14 protein-coding genes and 1 pseudogene are annotated in these 22,012 nt (G+C 33.2%); 13 read left to right on the top strand and 2 right to left on the bottom strand.

The features are described from left to right. Positions 1 to 80 precede the first annotated feature (80 nt). The gene (locus CQZ94_RS12885; protein WP_105585700.1) at positions 81 to 1,478 is read right to left on the bottom strand and encodes a Sau3AI family type II restriction endonuclease; all 1,398 of its coding nucleotides are present in this window, start codon (positions 1,476 to 1,478) and stop codon (positions 81 to 83) included. Positions 1,479 to 1,751: 273 nt separating this feature from the next. Between CQZ94_RS12885 and dcm the strand changes: the two genes are divergently transcribed. The 10 genes from dcm to CQZ94_RS12835 all read left to right on the top strand — a co-directional run bounded on the left by dcm (position 1,752) and on the right by CQZ94_RS12835 (position 19,420). Then, positions 1,752 to 3,035 (top strand): DNA (cytosine-5-)-methyltransferase, encoded by a 1,284-nt coding sequence (gene dcm, locus CQZ94_RS12880; protein ID WP_105585699.1) that lies wholly within the window; start codon positions 1,752 to 1,754, stop codon positions 3,033 to 3,035. Between the two features lie 258 nt (positions 3,036 to 3,293). After that, positions 3,294 to 5,660 carry a DNA phosphorothioation-dependent restriction protein DptF gene (dptF, locus tag CQZ94_RS12875; protein WP_105585698.1) on the top strand — a complete coding sequence of 789 codons (2,367 nt, stop codon included), beginning with the start codon at positions 3,294 to 3,296 and terminating at the stop codon, positions 5,658 to 5,660. A 3-nt stretch (positions 5,661 to 5,663) separates the two neighbouring features. Further along, positions 5,664 to 7,049: a DNA phosphorothioation-dependent restriction protein DptG gene (gene dptG / locus CQZ94_RS12870; RefSeq protein ID WP_105585697.1), complete on the top strand. Its 1,386-nt coding sequence runs from the start codon at positions 5,664 to 5,666 to the stop codon at positions 7,047 to 7,049. Then, positions 7,030 to 12,117, top strand: a complete 5,088-nt coding sequence (gene dptH / locus CQZ94_RS12865) for a DNA phosphorothioation-dependent restriction protein DptH (protein ID WP_105585696.1) — start codon at positions 7,030 to 7,032, stop codon at positions 12,115 to 12,117. The genes dptG and dptH overlap by 20 nt, the downstream gene beginning before the upstream one ends. A 465-nt stretch (positions 12,118 to 12,582) precedes the next feature. Continuing rightward, complete coding sequence (locus tag CQZ94_RS12860) at positions 12,583 to 13,629, top strand: FRG domain-containing protein (protein ID WP_258166018.1); 1,047 nt, start codon at positions 12,583 to 12,585, stop codon at positions 13,627 to 13,629. Next, positions 13,605 to 15,875 carry a PDDEXK family nuclease gene (locus CQZ94_RS12855; protein ID WP_105585694.1) on the top strand — a complete coding sequence of 757 codons (2,271 nt, stop codon included), beginning with the start codon at positions 13,605 to 13,607 and terminating at the stop codon, positions 15,873 to 15,875. The genes CQZ94_RS12860 and CQZ94_RS12855 overlap by 25 nt, the downstream gene beginning before the upstream one ends. Before the next feature lie 455 nt (positions 15,876 to 16,330). Beyond that, positions 16,331 to 17,188, top strand: a complete 858-nt coding sequence (locus CQZ94_RS12850; RefSeq protein ID WP_105585693.1) for a DnaD domain-containing protein — start codon at positions 16,331 to 16,333, stop codon at positions 17,186 to 17,188. Then, positions 17,185 to 18,480, top strand: a complete 1,296-nt coding sequence (gene dnaB, locus CQZ94_RS12845; RefSeq protein WP_142395825.1) for a replicative DNA helicase — start codon at positions 17,185 to 17,187, stop codon at positions 18,478 to 18,480. The genes CQZ94_RS12850 and dnaB overlap by 4 nt, the downstream gene beginning before the upstream one ends. 36 nt (positions 18,481 to 18,516) lie before the next feature. Beyond that, positions 18,517 to 18,684, top strand: coding sequence for a MerR family transcriptional regulator (locus tag CQZ94_RS31205; RefSeq protein WP_105585691.1), 168 nt, complete (start codon positions 18,517 to 18,519; stop codon positions 18,682 to 18,684). Between the two features lie 391 nt (positions 18,685 to 19,075). Further along, positions 19,076 to 19,420 (top strand): DUF4064 domain-containing protein, encoded by a 345-nt coding sequence (locus tag CQZ94_RS12835; protein WP_105585690.1) that lies wholly within the window; start codon positions 19,076 to 19,078, stop codon positions 19,418 to 19,420. Between the two features lie 134 nt (positions 19,421 to 19,554). On the opposite strand, the gene CQZ94_RS12830 is transcribed toward CQZ94_RS12835, so the two are convergent. Beyond that, positions 19,555 to 20,442: a DMT family transporter gene (locus tag CQZ94_RS12830; protein WP_105585689.1), complete on the bottom strand. Its 888-nt coding sequence runs from the start codon at positions 20,440 to 20,442 to the stop codon at positions 19,555 to 19,557. A gap of 389 nt (positions 20,443 to 20,831) precedes the next feature. Between CQZ94_RS12830 and CQZ94_RS12825 the strand changes: the two genes are divergently transcribed. The 3 genes and pseudogenes from CQZ94_RS12825 to tnpA all read left to right on the top strand — a co-directional run bounded on the left by CQZ94_RS12825 (position 20,832) and on the right by tnpA (position 21,989). After that, positions 20,832 to 21,377 (top strand): hypothetical protein, encoded by a 546-nt coding sequence (locus CQZ94_RS12825; protein WP_105585859.1) that lies wholly within the window; start codon positions 20,832 to 20,834, stop codon positions 21,375 to 21,377. A gap of 2 nt (positions 21,378 to 21,379) precedes the next feature. Next, positions 21,380 to 21,583 (top strand): annotated as a pseudogene (locus tag CQZ94_RS12820) (PspA/IM30 family protein); the annotation flags it as partial. Positions 21,584 to 21,668: 85 nt separating this feature from the next. Beyond that, complete coding sequence (tnpA, locus tag CQZ94_RS12815; RefSeq protein ID WP_105585688.1) at positions 21,669 to 21,989, top strand: IS66 family insertion sequence element accessory protein TnpA; 321 nt, start codon at positions 21,669 to 21,671, stop codon at positions 21,987 to 21,989. Positions 21,990 to 22,012: the final 23 nt, after the last annotated feature.

Below are 22,012 nucleotides of genomic sequence, written 5' to 3'. Positions count from 1 at the left end.
ACCTTCTCACTGTATGTACTAATCATGTGAAGTGAGAAGGTGTTTTTTTGTGCGGTATAAAGATTGTAGATTAAACTAAATTACTCGTTAACGTTATTGGCAATAACAGAAGCAATATAAGAATTATTCAACCAATAACACTGCTTTGTAATTTGCTGACCATCAGGTAAAGTTACTTTGTCAGAGCCATTGCGAGCTTTTGGTCTAATGTGCGCAACACCGTTGAAATTCATTTTTGGTAGGTTATTTACTTCAACGATTTTACCCCCATGTGTTTTATATTCAAGTTGAACGCCGTCATTTACCACTGTATTTACTTCTTTCCAAAGTCCTCGTATTTCTTTTTCTATTGTAGGAGTAGGCATGTTCCAAATTTTAATACCTTTAAAGTAGAGCTCACGGTTTAGATTTTCTTTTTTTGTTTGTTTAAATTCAAAGATTACAAATAAAAATTTGGTTTGATAGAAGCGTTCGCGGATTTCGCTTTCTTCCCATGATTCGTTTGTCCACTGATGAAAATCAATAGTTTCAAATGACATGCTCTGTTCAGGTTTTCCATTTGGCTCTAGGCGAATTGTTTTAAATTCTATATTGGCTTTTGCGAATTCTTCAATATTAGTAAGGCGTGTATTTTTTATACCTAGTAAAGAACTTACCAATGATGGAACGAAATTTTTTGCAGTAGGTTTAGAATCTATTTCTAGTGATTGGGCAATCTCTTTATCTGTTAATCCTATATAAGGTTCGAATTTGGAATGAAGAAATTCTTCTAATGATTTTCCTTTTAAGTCGTTGGCTGTTGTGAAGCTTATTAACTCTTCATTTTTGATATATCTACGAACTAATGTAGTCATATAGGAAGGTTTTAATGAAAATGCTCGTTGCATCGCTGGTATTTCTGAAAATGGTTGTGAACGAATTGAGTTTTTATTAGCTCCTTTTGTACAAGCTCCTAAATAATTTGTATCACCTTCAGATAACTCATGTGCTTTTCCAGAGCGAATCTTAGATACGATTGTTTCCCAATCTTGCTTTATTATTTCTAAATCAGCTTCAGGATATGAAAATAGAACACTTTTTGTGATATGGAAGTCTTGACGATTTAAATCTGCTTTCCATTCGTAAAACATAAGTAATAATTTTTTGTTCTTTCCCCAGAAACTAGACTCTTCGAAAGATGTATTAACTTCCTCCATGTAGTTAATGATATTTAAAACTAAGCGTTCTTTAGCGGATAAGGATCCATTTTTATTTTGCTTAAAAGGTGTTACTTTTAGTTTGACTCCAAGGTTTTTGAAGTTAATGTCCGCATCTGAGGAGCTTTCATACCCAAAAAAGCCCTCTTTGACTAACTGACCAAGTTCACCTTTTGAATTTGCTGTTGCGAGTTTATTTGTTGGATTGATTTCACTAAATTTTTGTCCTTCAGCTTTTTTTGCTTTTAACATTAGTTCATCTAGTGTAGTGTATGTAACCATAGTAATCCCCTTTCGTTATCTATATTAATTGGTTTGCTTAGAAACCTTTAAATGAAAAGTTATGATATAATAAAAAGCTGTTTCAATTTTGTAGAGATAAAAACTATGTAAAGGAAAAGCAGAGGATTTCTTATTAAATAAGATATGGAAATCAAAAATCTATATTATGGAACGGAAGTATGTACTCTCATAATATAGGGATTGATCTTTTCCTTACTTTTTATTATAATGAAGCATAAAGAAATAAAATACCGAAAGGATGTTCGTGTATTTATGGTGAAAGTAGTAGAACTTTTTGCGGGAGTGGGGGGTTTTAGGTTAGGACTTGAAGCGAACGGGAATTTTGAGATTATTTGGGGAAATCAGTGGGAGCCTTTAACTAAAGCGCAACATGCATTTAATTGTTATGCCACTCAATTTGAAAATAGAGGAATACATGAAAATAAAGATATAGCAGAGGTTTGGCCAGAGATACCTGAGCATGATTTATTGGTAGGTGGCTTTCCATGTCAAGATTATTCAGTAGCACGTACTATCTCAAATGAAAAAGGAATACAAGGAAAAAAGGGTGTTCTTTTTTGGGAGATAATAAACATAGTTAATTCTCGCAAGCCAAGATTTGTTTTGTTAGAGAATGTAGATAGATTATTGAAGTCACCAGCAAAACAAAGAGGTCGTGATTTTTCTATTATGCTGGCGAGCTTTAGAGATGCAGGATATGCAGTTGAATGGAGAGTTATTAACGCTGCGGATTATGGAAACTCACAAAGAAGACGAAGAGTATTTATTTTTGCATACTTAAAAGAATCTCATTTCGCGTCTGTTCAAAGTGAAATGAAGTCATTAGAGATATTGTGTGAAAATGGATTTTTCGCTCCGATTTTTAAAGTGCATGAAGCACCTGTGGAAAACAAAAAAAGAGGGCAATTTGTGTTGCCGGTCGATATTGTTGAGGTTTCCGATACATTTAAAGAGGAATACTATAATTCTGGCGTGATGATAGATGGACAAGTATATACTGAAGAAGTAGTTCCAGTAACTGAAAATCCAAAGACTTTAGGTGAGATTGTTCAGAAAGCATATGATAAATTTGGTCCTGCAGATGAATCATATTATTTGAAAATGGATAAGGTTAACAAAAAGGGAAGAACGGAATTTGAGGAACTAAAGTATCTTAAAGGTCCTAAAAAAGAAGAAAGAGTATCAAAGGCGACGGGGCATAAATACTTCTACGCTGAGGGAGGAATGGCTTTCCCTGACGATTTAGATAAGCCTGGACGTACCATGTTAACAAGTGAAGGAACATGTAATAGAAGTTCACATGTAATTGAAGATCCTTATACAAAAAAATTAAGATATTTAACACCAGCTGAATGTGAGTTGTTAAATGGATTCCCAATGAACTGGACAAATACAGGTATGCCACAAAGAAACAGATACTTTTGTATGGGAAATGCTTTAGTGGTTGATTTGGTGGAGCGAATGGGTCAAAGGATTTTAGAGATTAATAAAGAAGAAGAGAAGATGGATAGTGTTATACAGTTAAGTTTATTTTAGAAAATTAATATAGCATATGTTTGTGAGAATTTTAAAAGTATAAAGCGTTGGATAACCTGGGTTCTATAGTTATAGACTCAGGTTATTTTTTATGTGATTTTTTAAAATGAAGAATGGAGTAGTGGGAAATAATTAATTTTATCATGAATGAATAATCCACTAATTTCCTTTTTTCTTAATACCAACAATTCTTCTATAGATATTGTATAATATGGAATATATTCGAAACGTATTTTTATACTAAGAGGTGTTACATCATTGGAGAAATATACATTTGATTTTCTACAAGATATATTCCCTGAGTTAGTGGAAATTGGCAGGGATATTGAAAATATTTTTTATCAAGATCCCCAAGCGGTTTTAATTAAGGGAAGAGTATTCTCGGAGTTATTATCAAAACGCATTGCAGAAGAACATGAATTGTACGATATTCAATATTTAAAGCAAGTAGATCGTATTCAAAAATTAGAAAGAGAAGATATTTTATCAAAAGAAATTTCACGTTCATTTGATACAGTTCGCTATTTAGGAAATAAAGCGGCGCATGAACATATTGAAAGTGGAGTAGAGAGTGCCTTTAAAATGCATAAAAATCTATTCCAAATTGCAGTGTGGTTTATGGAAGTATACGGGAGTTATAAATTTGTTGCGCCGAAATATAAACACCCACAGCCGAAGAGTAGTTTGCATATTGTAGAGAGATTGGAAGAAAAGATATCTGCTAGTTTAGAAGAAAAGCTAAAATTACTAATTGAGGTTGCAAGTAAACAAAATATGCCTAATCAACCTGAGGAATTAATAGAGATAAATAACTCTGAGATTGCAGTGGGATTAGAAATTGAAGATAGACAATCTGTGGTTAATAATGAAGAAACAGATGAAATCTTGGAGTACCATGACTTTATTTTAGGAGAAGGAGAGAGCTATTTACTAGCAGAAATCTCGAAGCTGAAAGAATCATCTCAAGAGGCTATCGAAAATCCTAATGAATTTAGTTCTTTCAAGGATTATTTACATGTTGAAAGAACGATACAGAACGATATGATGTCTGCTCTAACAACAGCAGCAGGGAAAAATACAAGTCAATTAATTTTCTTGTGTGGTAGCGTTGGAGATGGGAAATCACATTTATTATCGTATGTGAAAAATAAATATCCTGAATTGATGGAAGAATTTTCGGTTCATAATGATGCTACGGAAAGTTTTGATCCACAAAAGAGTTCTCTTGATACATTAGCGGAAGTATTAAAGCCGTATAGTGATAGTGAGATTGACGGTTCTGGATATAAGTTAATTTTAGCTATTAACTTAGGGGTGCTGCATAACTTTATTGAATCAGATTATGCAAAAAAGCATTATCAAACTTTAACAAAGTTTATTGAGGAATCAGGAATATTCGAGGCAAATGAAGTTGCTACTAATCAACAAAGCGGTAATTTTCACTTGATTAGCTTTAGTGATTATCAACCTTTTGAATTAACTAGCGAAGGGCCAAAATCGGATTACTTTTCATCTATTTTTAAGCGAATTGTAGTTGAGTCAGAAAGAAATCCATTCTATCAAGCTTATTTGAAGGATAAGAAACGTGGTATAAATGGATTCTTTATGGTGAATTATGAGTTATTGCAACAGCAACAGATACGAGATGGTGTTTTAAGCATATTAATTGAAGCAATAGTTAAGCATAAGATGATTATTTCGACACGCTCCATGCTTAATTTTATTTATGATATTTTAGTACCTTCTCATGGGAATGAAGATTTTCTTGGGGCAGGTATGATGGAAAAAACAGAAGCTTTATTGCCGAATTTATTATTTGATGGTCAAGAAAAATCAAATCTACTAGCAGTTATTGCTAAAATGGATCCTATTCATCTTCGATCAAATAGTGTAGATCAAATGCTAATTGAGCTAAACAACTCAGTAAATATGAAGAATACTTTCCAAAAACATTTAGATTTACATGGACTTGATGGATGGATAGAAGGGCTAGAAGAGATGGGGCCTTTCTTTGAGTTAAGTGATTCATCTAGACAGGTATTCAATAAAACGTTAATACGTATGTCATTCTTTTTATCTCCAGTTTTAAATGAAATGTTCGCGGATGAAAATTATAAAAAATATATGGAATATTTATATGCTTTTAATAAGGGAAATCGATCTGATTTAAAAGATATGTATAATTTAGCGAGAAAATCAATTTTCTTATGGAACGGAAGTCCGAAGTCGGATTATGTATTTATGGATTATTCAAATGATACTACTCAGGTTGCACAGTCTCTTAAAATCAAGCCGTTTGTAGGACATTTGAAAGGGGTAGAACCAGAGGTTTTAAATCGATTTAAATTAAATATATTACTTGCTTTTTCCAATGAAGATAAAGTAGCTCCTGTATATTTAGAACTTGATTATCCGTTATATGAAATGATGGTTAAACTTTCAAAAGGTTATCGCCCGAATAAAAAGGATAAAGAAGATTGTATTCAGTTCGTTGAATTTGTGGATAAGATAATGAAATTAGGAAATAGAGAAAAAGAATTACTGTTTGTTCAATCTAATGAGAATGGAATGTTTAAACTAACATACGACGAAGATTTTGAAGAATTTACGTTTAGAAGGGATTAGAAAATGATTGTAAGAGAGAATTTAGAGGATTTGAAAAGTTCGCTGAGTATTAAGCAGGAAAAATTAGGATTAAAACATACAATAAATAAAAAAGCTCCTCTGTTCCCCTTCTCTACACGAGGAACAGAGCGGGCAAAATTCGTAAAAGGGTTTCAGGGAGTATTAGGAGAATTCACGCGTCTTGTCAGCGGAAATAAGTTGAAAATGGAAGTTAACCTAGAAGAACTTATTGGGGAGATTAGTAAATCTGTTGATGTATCAAAGCAAGATAAGTCGCACTTTGAACAAATATTACGTACCTTTTTACAAGATAGTGACAATACAATTAAAATTTTTCATTTGCATTTATTTCAATATTTACCGTTAAGTGAAAGTGCAGATAAAAAAGGAGAACAAGATATTGCTAGGTTTCTTTTAGATGTCTTATTAGGTGAGGAAGAAACAGTAAAAGAGATTTTTGGAAAAAGTGATTCAACAGATTTAATGTCGCGTCTTGTGTTAAAGCAATTAAATCATTTAGAGAAAGACGAGAAAGAACGCCGTTATGTTAATCAAATTCCATTTATTTCGAAGATATTCAAAGAAGATTTTCAATTTTTAGCGGAGCATAAAGATTATTTTAGAACCCATTATCACTTGTTTCTTAGCTATTATTACTTCTTATATATTACTCAATTGACTTTAAAGCTTTCACAAGTTGGGAAAGCGAACTTTAGTGAGAACAACGAAGTTTATTTTACACTTGACTGGGAGTCTACGAGTAAGAATAGAAAAGGTTATACTCATGGCTATCAAATGATTAAAGATACAGGTAGACATTTACTACTTCATATTAATTGCTTAGAACATTTAAATTTCTTAATGGGAGTAGAAAAAGCATGTGGCTATCCTGAATTAAAGGAAACATATCAGCAATTATCCGATGAGGATAAAAAAGTATTTTTAGAGATGCTTTGTGATTGGGTTATGGAATATAGAAGACATGTAGGTCTTGGGGTTTATGAAGAAAAATTAGAATTAGAATATGATACGCTTGTACAATCTTTATTCCGTAGTATAGAAGAAGCTTATGAAAAAGATACGATGCAAGGACCTCGACATAGATATTCTTTATCAATAGAAGAGGTTGGAAAAAAATATTTCTTAAAAACTCGAGGTTCACTTGGTTATATGCTTAATATTAGTCAAGATATGTTATTGCTACTAACAGCATTGAGTTTGAAAAAGGAAAGAAAACCTTTGAAGCAAGTATTTATAGATTTAGAGGCTAGAGGTTTATTCTTTGATCGGTACTCAAAAGAAGAAATTGTACAGTTATTTGATAAGCTGAATTTAATAGACAAAAAAAGTGATAGCGGTGATGCACAGTATGTTAAACCAATTTTATAATTATCTTTCAGATAAACTAATAAATTATTTAGAAGCGGAAAATCTTAGAGGTGGAGAGCGATTTTATCTTCAATTTGATAATCATGAACAAGTAAAAGCGTTTTATGACACATTAAAAGAACAAGATTTATCGCAGGCGTTTTATTATCAGCATAAGCAAGGAACTCCATACGAAACAATTGCTATTAAGGTTTCAGAGGAAATGAAGGTAGTTGTTGCGACAACATCAGCTAATGTGACTCCTGACTTTTTAGTAACACTTCGTAATGAAGTCGGTGAACAAAAGGATGTTTGGGAGAAAACAGCTTTACTTAGTGTATGTCATGAGACACTGGACAGTATTAAGGGTGGTAGCAGTGATTTACAAAAAGAAGGTATGCCATTTAATGTAAAATCAATTTTAAAAACATTAAAAGAAGAAATTGAAACTTCTTCTCTAAACAAAGAAGAGAAGGAAGTGCTATCATTTTATTTACGTAAAAAATTAGATGATACAATTGTGCGACCATCTCTTTGGGATTATGAAGAAATTCTTGGGTTTTTATCAAAACAAGAGATTGCGAGAGAAGATTATTCTAATCTAGGTATTTTCTATGATGAAAATTTAAATCAATTTACTTCAGCTCAAATGAAAAAAAGGCTAGAAGAAAATGCTTCATTCTTTGAGAAAGTACAACATATGCACGAGTATGAGCATTTAGAGAGTCAATTAGAAAAATTATTCGATGAGAAAGGTGTTTCTCGTCTAAAGAAGGAAGATTGGCAGCAAGCGGATTATGTTCTTGTTAAAGATTCTTACGACAAAATGACTGAAATAGATTGTCCATTAGAATATATTGAATCAGCAAAGAAATATTCAAAAGAAGGCCTGTTATATTGGGAAAAAGCACAAGCTGAGACAAAGGCTGGGAGACGTAAACGCCATATTATTGTTTTTAATCCTACACAGGTAGAAAATATCAACATAAACTTTGAATTTGAAGAAAAGGTGAAGAAGGAATACATTCATAAAAATTCACAGGATTTTTGTGTGGTATCTGGGAAAAAGCTAACTGTAAGTTTAGTGCATAAGCAAAATGTGACTTCATTCCATAAAGTTGCATATACACATAAGATGCAATCTAAGTCGAAATATGAGTTTCATATTGCTGTTGTAGAATGTGAAGCCGCGTTTTTACAATCTCTCCAAACAATTTATGAAGTGAATATGAATAAGAAAAATATAGTTATGAATAAAGCCGAAGAATGTATTGTTTTTGGGGATATTTCTAGTGAACCAGAAGAATTATTTATTGAAGAAGATGCACAGATTATAAATTGGCAAGGAGGAAGTTTTGAAGTCTCTGAATCTTCCCCTGCATGGAATGATGATAGCTTATCCTTTTCTGTTCAAATTGAAACAACTTTAATCCCTATTCTTATTAGAGAGCAAGTTGCAAAGACTGTTCCGGTATCAGGAGAAAGGGTATGGAAATTAAAAAGAGAACATCAAGAAAGTTTCGAATATAACCTTGATACAAATAAATTAAAACAGAGTGCAAGGGAATTTTCAGCACGAGAAGGATTTCGAAATTATTTGCAAGACGAGAGAGTATGGATTGAAAATGAAATTGCTTTTGCAGTTAGAGGAGTATCAGGTCTAAATAAGGTTGAATTATCAATTAATCCATCATTGAGAGATGCGTACCAAGAATTATTAAATTACTATAAATTTAATAATACGGTTCCTAGTCTTTGTTTTGTGGATGATCAATTAAGAGAGGTATCTATAAGATACTTGAAAGCTTTTAACGAAAGCATTGCTCATATACCAGAAAATGTAATGCTAAAAGAAGAAGAAAAGAATCTGTTTAAATTGGGAGTTATTGAGGAGGAACAAAGAGTTATACTAACACCGTTGCATCCTCTTAATGTTGCCTACCAGTTAAGTATTAATGATGAAATTAAAAATGAAGTAGTTGAAATGCATATTTTAAATCGTCTGCATCCTAACAATCTATTGCCATATATATATGGACAGAATGATGAATTGTATCGACCAGTTGCTCAAAATGAAGCACCTGAATGGATTGTTTATGAACCACTTCATAAGGTGGCGATTGGAGAATCTAATGCATTTTTAGCTAATGTAGTTGAAGAAAAGCTTCAACAATTTGTGGAGCATTTCCAATACTTATTTTTACAAGAATCTAAGTCTCCAATACGAATCAATGTTATTAATATAAATAATGATAAAGAAGTCGTAAGAGGGTTAGTGCATTTTATTAAGAAGCAGATAGATAAAAAAGGACCATTAAAAATTATACCAGTAGAGGTTGCTTTATATCATGAGAATAATATATTAAGTGCCTTTGAAAAGTTTTCTATATATGATGATGTTCAAAAATTCGAGGAGTTCTTTGAATTATCGCTAGCATCAAAGAATCTTGATGCTGTAGACGTATTAAGGCTGATTCGAGAAAATGTTTTCTACTATAAACTTATAGGTACGAAAGAATATGGTTACGCTCATATTTCATTCTATAAAATGATTTCAAATGAGAAGCATGCGAAAAGTACAATGGAAGATATTGAAACAGGATTATCTTTAAATGGAATGTTATCATCTCTATCATCTATTAGTACAGAAATAGATTATCGTACAGGCTTTGGATTGAAAAATGTATTGAATGATGAACATTTGTTAATTCAAACTGCTAGAAGAATGAACGAATTAGGAAGTAATTTAAATAACGATGGTACAAACCCTTACCGTAAGAATGAAACAATTGTTACGAGAACATCTACTTATGATGAACAAGTTCTAGAACATTTATATGAGTCTTCTTATTGGGTAACATTTATTGAGCCTAATGTTGGTTTAGATTTCTTCCAAGAGTCATCACGTAATTTATTGGTCATCCACTATAGTGATCAATATTCTTCATCAAGCCAGTATGATGCAATTACAGTAACGGATAAAGCAAGACAGTATCGAACAGTTATCGAACAGTATTTGGCAGAAAAAGAAATTGTATCGACACCTGAAAAAATCAATACAGCTATTAGAGCTTTCAATAGTTTAAATGGTGAGTGGTTGCTACGAATTATAGGAAGTAAGGGACAATTCTCAAGAGAAAAGTTAAGTATTATTTCGGCTGTGAAATATATATTAAGTGCGTTAGATCATGAGAATATTTTATGGGTTCCTATCTCATTAGAAGAAATATTGCGTGTTGCTGGAGCGGTAAAGTTAACGAAAAGTGAAGGGGTATTTTCTGCGAAAAATCTAGGCGGAAAAGGTGCACATAGTGACGATTTACTGTTAATCGGAGTAGAAATACAAGATGATAAATTATCAGTGCATTATTATCCAGTGGAAGTGAAAATTGGTTTAAATCAAGACAGTGCTATTGCAAAAGCGAAGGAGCAAATTAATGCTACTAAGCAATTGTTTGATACGCAACTTTCTAAAGTAAGTGAAGATGGTTTACATGTATTTAAACATAAGTTTTTCCGAAACTTCTTTGTACAGTTATTGCTAGCGAATGCAAAGAAATTTATTGCAAATAACATTTGGCCAGAAAAATCTTATGAGAAAATTGAAAAACTAAAGAAAAAATTATTAAATGATGATTATGAAATGAGCGGAAATTTGGATAGTAAAATTGGGAAAGGTGCAATTTTATCATTCAAAAAAGAACAAGCATGGAGATCAATTAAAATAGAAGAAGATATTCTATTAGTGGAATTAACAGAAGAGGATGGATATGAAGGGGTAGTAGAAGAAATTGAGGCAATCAAAACGAAAATCCATTCGGGTGGAACTGATATTAATCCAGATAGATTATTGAATAAGAATCATGACTCCAATCAAGAGTTAAAAGATCCTAGCAATAAAGTAGTTTCAGCTATACCTCATTCTCAAGAGACGGTAAAAGAAAAGGAAACAAAGGGGTTAAAAGACATCCGCGTCTTGTTAGGAACAGTAGAGGGATCGACTCAAGAAATATATTGGGAATTCGGAAACCCAGAGCTAGCAAATAGACATATTTTAATTTCGGGTAAATCAGGGCAAGGTAAAAGCTATTTCATTCAATGTTTACTTCTTGAACTGGCACAAAACGGAATTTCTAGTATGATATTTGACTATACAGATGGATTCAAGAATTCTAAGTTAGAACCGGAATTTAAAGAGAAGCTTCAAGATAATATTGAACAATTTTTGGTAGCAAAAGACAGATTTCCAGTAAATCCATTTAAACGAAATCAAAAAGAATTGGATGAAGGAATTTATATCGATGAAGATAATACAGATGTTGCTGAAAGAATTAAAAGTGTATTTTCAGCTGTATATAAAGATTTAGGCATTCAGCAACAAAACGCTATATATGAAGCGGTAATGCGTGGTTTAGATAAATATGGCGAGAATATGAATTTAAATTCTTTATTAGCAGAGTTAGAAGAAGATACTTCTGGTCCAGCTAAAACAGCAAGGTCACAAATTAAACCATTCATTGATAAAAATCCATTTAATCATAGTGCTGTATATGATTGGGGAGACATACTGAGCCAAAAAGGTAAAGTATTTATTGTACAATTAACAGGGTTTAATCGCGATGTACAGCTTATGATTACAGAATTTATCCTGTGGGATATTTGGAACTATCAATTGCACCACGGGGATAAAAATAAACCATTCCCAGTTATTTTAGACGAAGCGCAAAATCTTGATCATAGAGAAAAATCACCAAGTGCCAAAATTTTAACTGAAGGAAGAAAATTTGGCTGGTCAGGTTGGTATGCAACACAATCATTAAAAGGGCAATTTACAACGGATGAAATTTCACGATTACAGAACTCAAGTCAAAAAGTGTATTTCATGCCACCTGAAAATGAAATTAGTGCTATTGCATCAAACCTTGCTCAAGATTCTGCTGTGCGTAAAGAGTGGGAAAAACGACTTGCAACATTGAAGAAAGGTCAATGTATTACTTCGGGACCAATGTTACAGAGGGATAATACGTTGAAGTCGAGTAGTCCTGTGATTATTAATATTAGTCCTTTAACTCATAGGTTTCTTAAGTGAGAAGACATTTTATAAACAGAGAAAATTTATTATTGTAGTGAATTCAAAACTATTAAATAGCCCTTAAAATTCAATAAATTATTGAATTTTAAGGGCTATTTTGCTATTAGAAAATGTTTATAGTTATGGGAAAGGATGATTTTTTTTATATGAATATTTGTATTTAAGGTGATAGGATTATTGAAAAAATATTTCAGGAATGATTTTAGTGTTTTATAAGATAAATAAAAAATACCTGTAGGTTTAGAATAACAGTCTTAATTGCGTAACTTTTATCGTGGACATATTTTTAAGTGGGTTATTTAAATAATTACTTTAATTTGGATATGGTATAATGATTTTGGAATTTATTTCATATAAATAGATTTAATGGATGAATATTATTATATTTGTATATTGTTTTTTATCCGATGTAACAGGGTGTAAATAATAAATTTATATAAAATTTCTATGAGGAGAAACGAAATGGAGCAAAAAGATGATTCTTTATTTAATTTATTGCTAGAAATTGAAAAAGAGACTAAGGAATTAAGAAAATCCTTACGAATTTCTAACCCGAAAAGTATTATTGCATTTCGAGGAGAACCACGGGATTATGAAGGAACAAAGTTATTACCATCTCTATATCGACAAAAATTAACTGTACAACAAGAGATCAAGTTATTTGATTTGTTAAATGATTATAATGTAATAGGTAGAGAGGAAAAAACAAATTTACAAAAAGCAATAGCAGCACAACATTATTTAGCAACTAGTAGATTGCTCGATATTACATTTAACGCTTTAGTTGCTATATATTTTGCTACCTCTTACGAGAAAGAAAAGCAATATAAAGACGGTTATTTGTATATATTTTGTTTACCTCAGCATTTCTCGCCTAGCTCTGAATATATAGAAAAATATTATGACGATATGTTGAAGGAGAATAGGAATGAATTAATTTTAAAGAAAAATTTTAAAGTAGTTACTCACGGATGTTTCAATGAGAGGATAAAATTGCAGAAAGGGGGATTTATCTTCTTCCCTGCAAGTAATATTACTAGAATACCTTCATGTTTTTATAGGAGGATCAAAATAGAGGGAAGAAATAAAGAGTTGATAAGAAAGCAGTTGGCAGATTATTTTGCGGTTTATGAGTCAACTTTATTTCCCGAAAAAGACAAATTAAGTGATGTAATATTTGAAGGTATAAAAAAAGATTTTGGATTAGAAAATACTGAAAATAGTATAGAATCTGAATTGAATTCGTACTTTGAAAACCTAGTATATGAAATTAATTCTTATGTATATAAACGAGAATTAACACAAGAGTTAAAAAAATACGTTATGAGAAGGTTAAGGAAATATGAACAAGATTTATTTTTTGCTTTGGATCAATTAGAAGAAAAGATAGAAAAAGAAGGAACGTCTAGATTGTTAGATGTTAAAAGAAAGGCACGTCACGACTTTGAGAATTTACGTGCATATGTTAAAAGGGAGCTGGAGAAATGTTCATACCAAGTAGAGATTTGAAAAAATTATCTCGATTATTAGGTATTAAGGAAGAAGAGATGGATTTTAAGGAGAATTTGAATATTTTAGAAATAACTAATGATAACGGAGACACCATAGAATATTATGTTGGAGATTTTTGTGAAAATAGCAAACATAATATTGAATTTAACGAATTTAGGGATAATTACGAGCGATATAAAGTTACTAACATAGAAATGCAGTCATTAATGCTATTTGAATCTTGGGAAGCTGGACAAGACTATCGTGAAGGAATAGAAGCGAATCTAGGATTGAGTAGGCAGAAAAGAGAAGTGAAGGACTTTTTCAAAAACTCAAAACTTTGTTATTGGAGTCAAGATGATGAAATTGAGATGACCCTAGAAGAAGAGGGGCTAAATTATTTAGAGTATAAAATCTCAAATGGAAATTTTAATGAGGATAAGGGATTAGTTTATAATATGTCGCTAAAAGAATTATATTCTTTGTATAATAGAACTGGTGTTGAGCTATTTAAAGATAATGTTAGGGTCAAAATTGTAAACGCTCAATCAGAACGACTAAGAAATAATTTTAAGACAAGTTTTTTATTAGGATTATACAATTTGAATACCTCATATAATACAACTCAGGAGTTTAAGGACCTATTAAACGATTATATTAAGGAGAGTACTGGTTCAGAAGATTTTGAGGGGCATGAGGTTGCACTGGAAGGCTTTTGGTTTCACCATAATGGAATTACAATATATTCATCAAGAAATTTTCAAATAAAAGAGGATAAAATTATTTTTGATCCATTAAATGTAAGTGTAATTAATGGTGCACAAACATTAACACACTGCGCTGACATTATCCGAGAGATTAGAAAAAATTTAAAGAAATTAGTTGGACATGACAGAGAAGAAATGAATACATGTATTGATGAATTACTAGATAAATTGATGTGTAAAATTAGGATAAAAACTATATTTATTTCTGTTGATTCCCAATTAAAGCGTTCTATAACATTAGGATTAAATTCACAAATCCCTGTAAATATTGAAGATATAGAAACAAATACTAAACAAGTAGAACGTATTAATGAAGCACTAGGGGAAAAAAATAAACGAATTTGTAGGAAGGGAGAAGAAGGATTGTATGGAGGGTTTTATTTATTAGATTTTATTAAATCTTATTTAATGTTTCAGGATAAACCAGGAACGGCAAGAAATCTTAATAAAAAAGACTTGGAAAAATATCTAAAACAAATAGAGGTATTTTTAGCTAACAAGTCTGATGAAGTTGATGAGTTCTTAAAGAGTATAGAAGTGTTTGAGCACATAGATAAATGGTGGCGGAAAAGACAGAAGCCTGAAGACGTGAGTGAAAATAGTTATAAAGGTCTTGCTAGTAATGGGAAATTTTATTTTAAGTCCTATAGTAAAGATATTTATAATGACGCTGAAGATGAAAATGATAAGGATGAGTATTTACAGGAAATATATGATCAATTTGTAAAAAACTTTATTCAATTAACATCTGAAGAAATAACTTCGAATTTATTAAAAAGAGATGACTTATATAAATTGTATTTAGATAATCGCAAAAGGTTACAAGGTAGTCAAGGTAAGATAGATGAATTTTTAAAAAGGATATCGGAACTACCTTATAAATATGAAAAATATAAAGAAAATAATCAATCTAAATCTAATCGTAGTATGTTTATAAAAAAAGAATTGGAAGAGAAAGAGATAACAATAGATTTTAGGACGATTACAGTTACTAAGACAGAAGAAGGGAACGTTTTAAAAGAAGCATTTCCTTTACCAAGTAAAACATTTAGTCAATTTTACGAAGTGAAAGGATATCCTGAAATATATGATTCTGAAAGCGAAAATAACCCGATTGTTTTTGAAGAATCTTATTTAAAAAAGGAGATTGAAAAGAATTTCTTCCTATTTGTTTTTATTGAAGATTATATGGGTAAAATTGTAAAAATAGAAGTCGTTTCTAATTTTAGTTTTTCAGAACTCGCTGTAAGTGCAGAAAATGTGTATCAAAATACTATAAATGCTTTTGAAAAGGGAGATGTAGAATTATTTGCTACCCAGTCAAATGATATGGATTTGCATATTAGAACTAAGGCGAAAGATGGAAATGATACTTTTGCTTTTACAGATGGTAGCCAACAAGTGAAAAGGACGTTTTGGATAAATAGGACAGCATTAATTAATCTTATAAATCCTTATATTCAAGAAGGGATTAGGGAAAAGGAATTGGTAGGTTAATTATAGTTTGTAATTTATCTAATGGATAAACACAAGATGTTTCGTGAAGTAGTCTTGTGTTTATTTTACTAAATATGTTAGTGATTAGTGTAAAATTATAATTATAGTAAATTAGTTTATTACAGTTACATAATAGAGAGAAGAATACGTAATAGTATAGTATTTTGAGCATGAATATTGTTCTGGTGTATTAAAATTTATATGGTTTGATTTTTTTCTGGAGAAAATCCTTATAATATACAGATATTATTTGTACAGCCCCTTCCATACCCCTCCCAAGCCCCTACCAAGTAATAAATCACTAAGAAAAAACAAAACAAAAACAACTACAAGAACAAACACCGTAGTAGTAGTCAAAAAAAATTTTAAAATAACACGCCAAAAACCCGGTCCTCCTTCCTATATATAGTACATAGAGGGATTTTTATTTTTGAATGAGGACGGGAGGAATTGGGATGGCGGTGTATCGTAATGTGCAGGTGAATTTTTGGCAGGATGATTTTGTTTTGGATTTGACGCCGGAGGAGCGGTATTTTTATGTGTATTTGTTAACTTGTTCAAAGACGACGCAGTGCGGGATTTTTCCGTTTCCGAAGCGGTTAGCTGAGATGGAGACTGGTTATAACAGGGAGACTGTTGATAAGTTGGTGCAGCGTTTTATTGATTATGGAAAGATTCTTTATGATGCGGAGACAAGGGAGTTATTTATTTTAAATTGGCTTCGTTATAATCCTGTGACGAATACGAATGTGGAGAAGTGTGTGCTTCGTGAGCTTAAGGGTGTGAAGAATAAGGAGTTTGTACATATGTTTCTTCAGAAGTGTGCGGAGGAGGAGCTGAATGTTCCAATGCTTTTAGCTCATTTCGGTATGCCGGGTGATTTGGCCGTTCATGATGTTGATCCGATTTGTGAAGAGGCGGAAGAAGAGGTTATAGAGGAAGAGACGGGAAGTCGCGTGTTTTCTTTTTACGAGCAACATTTTGGTAGTTTGTCTCCTCATACGGTAGAGGAACTGAGTGCGTGGATGGTTGATTTGTCAGAGGAGCTTGTGCTGAAGGCTCTTCAAATTGCGTATGAGAATAATAAGCGGACGGTTGCTTATGTGAAGGGGATTTTGAGGGGATGGCACGGGAAAGGATTTACGAAAGTGTCTGAGGTTGAGGCAGATACGGCGAATTTTCGAAAGAAAGAGTCGTCTGTTAGTACTGGGGAGACGGAGGAGTTTTTGACGAGGTGCGAGGAGTGGGAGAAGAATGCGCTGTCAGAGGAAGAGTTGCAGCGCTTTTTAGCGGAACGCGGGTGGCGTCCATGAGTATTCAAAATGTGGAGGCGGAAAAGACGGTGTTAGGTTCTCTATTAATTGATGGAGAGCTTATTAAGGAGTGCCGTTTGACGGAGCATTATTTTTCTATGCCGGTGCACAAGTCTATATTTCAGTTAATGCGAAAAATGGAAGAAGAGGGGCAACCGATTGATCTTGTGACGTTCATTTCTAGGATAGATCCGAATTTTTTGAAGGGGATCGGGGGAATGGAGTATTTTATAGGATTAATGGATGGTGTGCCTACAACTGCCAACTTCTCTTATTATGAGGGGCTTGTTCGAGGTGCCTGGAAAATGTATCAGGCGGGGGTTCTCGGGCACAAGATGGGAGAGCGTCTTATTGCGGAGAAGGACGAGAAAATTATTGGTGAGACGATTACGGCACTTTGTGAGTTAGAGGAAAAGGACTGTGTATGTGAGTTTGATTTGAAGGATGCGTTAGTTGGGTTGTATGAGGAGCTTCATCAAGATGCGAAAGAGAATACTGGTATTGATACTGGTTATAAGTCGTTAAATAAAATGACGTGCGGATTGCAGGAAGGTGATTTTGTTGTTCTTGGTGCACGTCCTTCTATGGGGAAGACTGCGTTTGCGTTAAATGTTGGACTGCATGCGGCGAAGTCTGGAGCGGCGGTTGGGTTGTTTTCATTAGAGATGAGTAGTAAGCAATTGTTAAAAAGGATGGCGTCTTGCGCGGGCGAAGTGTCAGGAGGTAGGCTGAAAAATCCGAAGCATCGTTTTACGATAGAGGACTGGAAAAAGGTGAGTAAGGCGTTTGCGGAGATTGGTGAGTTACCGCTTGAGATTTATGATAAGGCCGGTGTTACAATGCAGGATATTTGGATGCAAACTCGTAAGTTAAAGCGGAAGCATGGGGATAAAAAGCTTTTAGTTATTGTAGATTATTTGCAGCTTATTACGGGCGATCCGAAGCATAAGGGTAATCGATTTCAAGAGATTAGTGAAATTTCTCGTAAGCTTAAGTTGTTAGCGCGTGATTTAAATGTTTGTATAGTAGCATTATCGCAATTGTCTCGTTCCGTAGAGTCACGTCAAGATAAGCGCCCACTTTTATCAGATTTGAGAGAGACAGGACAAATTGAGCAAGATGCGGATGTTATTATGCTTATGTATCGAGAGGATTATTACGATAAAGAAACGATGCAGAAAGAGATGACGGAGATCCATGTGGCGAAGCATCGGAATGGACCTGTGGGCAGTTTTAAGCTGAGATTTTTGAAGGAGATTGGGCGGTTTGTGGAAAGTTGGATGATAGAATAGAAGAAGGCATATAAAAAGGTAAAGGGATGGTTACGGATGACAAAAGTGGGTCGTTTATATGAGCAAGAGAAGCAAGAAGAAATAGATAAAGCTCTTTCAGCAGCTGGAATGCTCTTTAAGGGAATGAGTATAGAAGAAGTAGCTAAGAAATTAGGTGTAACAATTGAAAAGGTGAAAGAGTGGGAGAAGCGTTTATCCCATTAAAAGGGAGCGATATTTAGTGTTGCTCCTTTTTTATTTCTTGTGACATAATGCGACAAAATTTGAGCCGGAGCTTTGTTAAGATTGGCTTGGGAATCTTACTTTATATGTAATGGAAGGTAGTTGAATATAAAAAAGGTAAGGACACTTGTTTGAGGGAGTGCTGTGGTATTCAGTTTAGTAGTCTGTCATAGTAAGACAGGTGATTCTGTAACAGGGAAAGGCGGGGATACATACGAGTATACGGTTGCGGCGTTTGGAGTATGAAACTGATTGTCGCTAGTTGGATAAAAATAGCAACGGAGACTTTGGAGCAAGTATATGGGATAATGTCGCCGGAAATTTGCTGTAGGTAAAACACAAATAGGAATGAAGTAAGGAGCGGATATTCAAAATGAAACGTACAACAGAATTTGTATTAGGACTTATTGGTGGTATTTTCGGTATTTTATGCGCGTTTATTGCGTTATTTATTGGTGGACTTGGTTCTGCTTTAGATGCGGATGGAGCGAATACACTTATCGGTTTAGGATGGGGAAGTGTTCTTCTCTCTATAGTAGGGATTTGTGGATCTGTTGTAGTGAAGAGTAGAGCAAAGCTTGGCGGTGCGATGATGACAATCGCTGCAGTTGGTGGATTAATTTGTATTTCTTTCTTTTATATTTTACCGGCCGTTCTCCTATTAATCGGCGGGCTAATGGGAATTTTGCGTAAAGAGAAAAAGCTAGTTTCCGCATAATGAAGGGGAACTGTTACATGCAGTTCATCTAGTCTATGTAAAACAATAGGTTGAAAATCTAAATGCCCGACTATTATATGGAATAATAGTCGGGTATTTGTTTTTTCTAATGAACCGCAGATGTTTGTAGTTACCTATTCCACATTCTTTTTATAATTAGGCCTCAACAACCCCTTAAAATCCACCTCAGCAATCAACACACTTACTAATATAAGCGTCGCCCCTAAGTATCCTTTCCCTGTGAGCGTTTCACCTGTGAAAAAGAAGGCAAAACCTGCTGAAAAGACAGGTTCTAATGAAAAGATAAGACCTGTATGTGTGGGCGTAGTGTATTGCTGGGCGATAACTTGAACAATGAATGCGACCGCTGTGCAAAATATGCTTAAGGCTAAGATGATTAGCCATGAGCCAGTAGTACCAGGAAGTTTTGGGTTTTCCATAACTAATGAAAAAATAAGACTAAATAGGCCGACAAAACCGAGTTGTACTACCCCAAGTGCAATTGAATTCACATGTTTTGTTACGCTTCCAGTAATGATGACGTGAATCGCATAAAATAGGGCAGACAGTATGCAAAATATATCGCCGTTACCGATCTTGAATTCACTAGTTAATGTTAGTAATCCGATTCCTATTATCGTTAACACAATTCCTAATATAACTTTCTTTTCAGGAATGTGTTTTAAAAATATAGCTGATAATATCGGAATGAAAATGACTGTGAGACATAGTAAGAAACCGGCATTAGACACACTTGTATACTTTGTACCGAAAGTCGCGAAAATATAGACGATAAATAAAACGGAAGCTAGTATAAAAGAATATTTTACAGTTTTAAAATCAATTTTGAATAAGTGTTTGTAAAATATTAAACCTGATAAAAGAAAGGCAATAATAAATCGTAATGCGATTAAATTATATTCTTCTATGTCATCAAGTCCAACCTTTGTAAGTAAGATGGATGCACCCCAAAAAAATGTAACTAGTAGTAGCATTAAATCAGCTTTTAATTGTATTTTCATTTCTAGTCCCTCGTTATGTATAATTTGTAATACCCGTAGCTCCATTGTTTATTTTAATATTAATTCTGAATATTTGGAACAAAAATTTATCGACGCTTTTTTCTCCATTCAATTATTGAAAGTTCGGATTTGAAGAAGATTGGTATGTGAGTTTCTAAAGTGAATAGAAATAATGAAAAAAGAACCCAATTTCTCTATTTTATATGGAGAAGTTGGGTTCTTTCGTTTTGGAATAATTATGAGAAAATTTTTAGATATTTCTCATATATTCATCATGTTTCTTTCATCCTCTTCTCACGTCTAAGTTTTACACTCATATGTATCAAAGGTAAAGGGAGGTAATACATTTTTTACTTATCTCAAAACGAATGATAGATGGTGGTGAACAGATGAAAAAGAATAAACTTAAAAAATTGCGTTGGTTAAAATGGATTTTGATCCTGCCGTTACTTCTGGCATTACTATTGTTTGGATTACATAGTATGAAGTTTGAAAGGTGGGATCATGAGAAGCATAAGCAAGCGGCGTATACTGTTTCTCACGATAAAGAAAGGGAAGCTTTCGTTACACAAAAAGAAAAGGTTAATAACTTTGAGCGAAATCAGCATCATGAAAAACACCATGAAAAAGAGTTTGAAGGTTTATTCTTTATACCATTCCTCTTAGCGTTTGGACTTGTTCTTTTCGGCTGGTTCATGATTCGTAAGTCTGAAGGGAATACGGTTAAAAAATGGACAGGCATATTGCTCCTAGTTATTGGTTTATTACCAGTCCTTCCGATGATTGCATTTGTTGCAATGATTGTTTGGGCATATAAAAAATTAAAAGAAAAAAGAACGGCAACTGATATAGATGTATACAGCGACTTTCAAGTACAAAAACAAGTAGATATTTTAGATCAATGGGAACGCAATATTCGTAAGGAGGAGAAGTAGTAATGGGTATTTTAAAACGTATTAAAAATATTGTAGTGGCGGATGTGCATCAAACGTTAGATAAGATAGAAAAACCTATTAACATGTTAAAGCACTATCTTCGTGAAACAGAACAGCAAATTACGAAGGCTGAAAAAGCACTTTCTCATCAATATTATTTAGAAAAGAAATATGAAGCATTAATTTCAGAAACGGATGCTCTTATTGTGTAAGCGTCAAATATTCCCCACCTACTATTTGTAAATAACCCATGAGATAATCTCCTTACATACTATATGTGGAGGTTTTTTTATGGAAAGACACCGATTAAAGAAAGAATGGGAAACTTATATTCAAGACTATAAAAACAGTGGATTATCAAAAGTTGCCTGGTGTCAAAAACAGAACCTACCGGTTCATCGCCTATATTACTGGCTGCAAAAATTATCGCCTGAAACGGAAGAGCAAAATGTAAATGGGCGTGTGAATTGGCTTTCTATGAATGTCCCTGACGTAGAAGAAAACATACATGCTACGATTCGAATTCACATGCAAGAAGCAACCATTGAATTAGATGTGCCTTTTACTCCGCAAGTGCTCTTACAAGTGATGCAGGCGGTGAAACAACAATGATGTCAGAAATCGCAATTGAAAAA

The organism is Bacillus sp. MYb209, from assembly GCF_002975175.1.
Classification (GTDB): domain Bacteria; phylum Bacillota; class Bacilli; order Bacillales; family Bacillaceae_G; genus Bacillus_A.
Note: the sequence above shows the minus strand (reverse complement) of the source record. Positions and strands in the feature narration are given on the sequence as shown.